This window comes from Vibrio makurazakiensis (genome assembly GCF_050337375.1).
Taxonomy (GTDB): domain Bacteria; phylum Pseudomonadota; class Gammaproteobacteria; order Enterobacterales; family Vibrionaceae; genus Vibrio; species Vibrio makurazakiensis.
This window is the reverse complement of the sequence record NZ_JAKJSW010000333.1, coordinates 1-3,075: the sequence shown is the minus strand read 5'-3', so window position 1 is coordinate 3,075 and position 3,075 is coordinate 1. Positions and strand designations below refer to the sequence as shown.

Annotated in this window: 4 protein-coding genes; 1 reads left to right on the top strand and 3 read right to left on the bottom strand. The window is 40.7% G+C overall.

Annotated elements, in window-relative coordinates; genetic code table 11:
* From L4C33_RS20990 to L4C33_RS20980, 3 genes are all read right to left on the bottom strand, one after another.
* Nucleotides 1-858 (bottom strand): PDC sensor domain-containing protein (locus L4C33_RS20990; protein ID WP_428814334.1); only part of this gene is annotated, 858 nt, incomplete at its 3' end.
* 143 nt (nucleotides 859-1,001) lie between these two features.
* Nucleotides 1,002-1,523: a hypothetical protein gene (locus tag L4C33_RS20985; RefSeq protein ID WP_428814333.1), complete on the bottom strand. Its 522-nt coding sequence runs from the start codon at nucleotides 1,521-1,523 to the stop codon at nucleotides 1,002-1,004.
* Between the two features lie 107 nt (nucleotides 1,524-1,630).
* Nucleotides 1,631-2,008: a YgiW/YdeI family stress tolerance OB fold protein gene (locus L4C33_RS20980; protein ID WP_428814332.1), complete on the bottom strand. Its 378-nt coding sequence runs from the start codon at nucleotides 2,006-2,008 to the stop codon at nucleotides 1,631-1,633.
* A 160-nt stretch (nucleotides 2,009-2,168) separates the two neighbouring features.
* Between L4C33_RS20980 and L4C33_RS20975 the strand changes: the two genes are divergently transcribed.
* Nucleotides 2,169-3,075: cobyric acid synthase (locus L4C33_RS20975; protein ID WP_428814331.1), on the top strand; the 907-nt coding region annotated here is incomplete at its 3' end.

Below are 3,075 nucleotides of genomic sequence, written 5' to 3'. Positions count from 1 at the left end.
TGCAATAACAGCGAGTTGCAGTAAACCAAAAATTACAGACTGGCGAAGAACCGAACGGAAAGAAGCGAATGACTTTTCTTTATCGATTACAACCGTAAAGTACCAATCAGTTTTCGGTATTTTCTTAACAGAAATGAATGCTTCAGCACGACCAACAAGTAATTCTTCATATGAGCTGTTACTCGCAAGTGATTTAATTTTTTGGCTAGATAGATTCTTAGAAATATTCGACACTGATTGTAGTGCTAGTGAACGATCTTTATGAGCAACGATATTACCTTTGCCATCGACTAAAAAGGCGWAAACACCTGGTTGCTCTATGCTCACGATATCATCTATTAGCGAGTTTAAGTTTAGGTCGGCGCCAATTACACCGGAGTAACCATTTGTATTGAACGACGAGGCGATAGTAACAACAAGATCATTTGTTGCGACATCGATATAAGGCTCGGTAATTGTTGTGGTGTTTTTTGATATCGCATTTTGGTACCAAGAGCGAGTTCTTGGGTCATAGCCGTCAGGCACGGGTAAATCGACACCTTGCAAAAATTTGCCGTTAGAAAGACCCGCGTAAGCAATTTGAAACTGACCTGCATTTGTACTTTGAGTAAAGTAACTTGTAGGGTCATCCGTATATTTAAATGCATCTTTAGCGGCATTTACAACGGAAATGCGTCCATCAATCCACTTCTCAATACCTGAGACATTTGAAGAGGTTAGGGTATTGGCGTGTTTTTGGACTGAACGGTAAGTTTCATCTAATAATTGACGACCAGTTAAGTAAGTTTGTAGAGCAGTCATTAAGAAGATAATGACGACGAAGATTAGTGTTAGTTTGTTTTTAATTGATATACCCATTTGCTATTACAGCTCCATTAAGCAAGGTTTTCAAGAGAATACCAGTACGCCGTACCATGGTAAAGATCTATATAAAACCTTGCGTATATAATAGTGCTATATGTTAGCTAGGGTGAATCAGTGTGATTTAWAGCTGAATTGAATTAGTAGCCAAATCGAACAGACATTAGAATTTGGTGGCCATAAGTTCCGTTATTACGGAAATCAACACCCATAGAAAGTTGTTCTGTCGAGTGGAAACGCGCACCGAAACCGAATACGGAACTAGAGTCGATCTGACCGATTCGAACGTTACCTTCTACGCCAGCCATAAGCCAAGCTTTTACACCAATGTTAACTTCGGTTTTCACTTCGTCTTCTGGGATCTCATCTTCATACCGGATGTGGTGAACCAGTATTTGCCCGTACATGTCAGCAAATTGACCTATAGGACCATTAAAACCAATACCACCAGCGGCATCCCAGTCACCATCCATACCTGTATCGAATCTCCCAACGAAGTGGCTGTTCTCAGTAAAGTAGGTGGTAAATTCGGTACCAAATGTACTTGGGCTCGCTGCTGCTCGGAGCTCAAAGGTATTATAGTTAAAGTTGTTCGCTTGCGCTGAAACTGAAAATAGAGCGGTTAAACCGAGTAGTAACCTATTGTTTGTAATACCAAACATGTGAGCCTCAAAAATCTTGTATTGGAAACAGTATAATACAAGTAGGCCTGCAATATGCAGGCCATTTAGATCGAATTTATCTATTTTGAGGTATGTATTGGTTACAATTAAAGCAATTGAATGTGATCAACCTCTATTTCAGGTGTCTTGCCACCTTCATACTCACCGAAAATACGAATTGCAGTATCTGCGGTTAACGCTTGGTCTAGCTTAATATCGTCATCTAGCTCTATTTGAATTTCGCTGTTACCGTCAGAAAATATAAACGTGTCTTTATTTAGTTGCTTGACGATTTTCCCATCTACAACTGCGTCTTTTTCCGTAAACATGCTTGTGTCTGCTAACAATGAAGCCACGCTAACTGATTCTACAGGGCCAGTGTATTGTACTAGCTGTTCTTTGCCTTCGTGTTTGTCGCCGCCTGCAAGTGCGATAGTTGGTGCAAGGATAAGTGTTGATGCGATAGCGATAATTGATTTTTTCATGATGTTGTCCTGTGTTCCCTTAGTAAGTTGATGGGTCTATTAAACAACATTGAGATTGAATACAGAGTGAGTAACACATTCATTCTCCATTCATTTTATCGAGCATCTAACTGTTAATCTGGTTAATATAGAAAAATATAGAACAACAACAGAATTTAAAATGCGCACTCCACTAACAGCTTTAATGGTTCAAGGAACAACTTCTGACGCGGGTAAAAGTGTCTTGGTGGCAGGGTTATGCCGCGTGTTAGCGAGAAAAGGTATTAAAGTTGCCCCCTTTAAACCACAAAATATGGCTTTAAACAGTGCGGTAACGCCTGATGGTGGGGAGATTGGGCGAGCACAAGCTGTTCAAGCGCAGGCATGCAACTTGTTACCTTCAATCCACATGAACCCAGTATTGCTGAAACCAAACTCTGATACTGGCGCACAAGTTATCTTACAAGGCAAAGCAATTACCAATATGGACGCTACTGGTTACCATGATTATAAAAAGGTAGCGATGGATACTGTCTTGGATTCTTTCTCAAAGCTGACAGCTGAGTATGACAGCGTCATGATTGAAGGTGCTGGCAGCCCTGCAGAAATTAACTTACGAGCTAATGATATTGCGAACATGGGTTTTGCGGAAGAAGCTGATGTCCCTGTTATTATTATTGCTGATATCGACCGAGGCGGCGTATTCGCTCATTTGTTTGGCACGCTAGCGTTATTGTCGGAATCTGAACAAGCAAGGGTTAAGGGATTTGTCATTAATCGTTTTCGTGGTGATATTTCGCTATTACAGTCTGGGTTAGACTGGCTAGAAGAAAAAACGGGGAAGCCTGTTATTGGCGTTCTCCCTTATTTACATGGCTTTAACTTAGAAGCGGAAGATGCGATTACGTCAGAACAAGTTCAAGGCAGTTCAGTTAAGCTTAACGTTGTTGTTCCTGTACTCACACGAATTAGTAATCATACAGATTTTGATGCATTACGTTTGAACCCTGACATTAACCTTAGGTATGTAGGTAAGGGGGAGTCTTTGTCTCATGCTGATTTGATAATCATCCCAGGGAGTAAGTCTG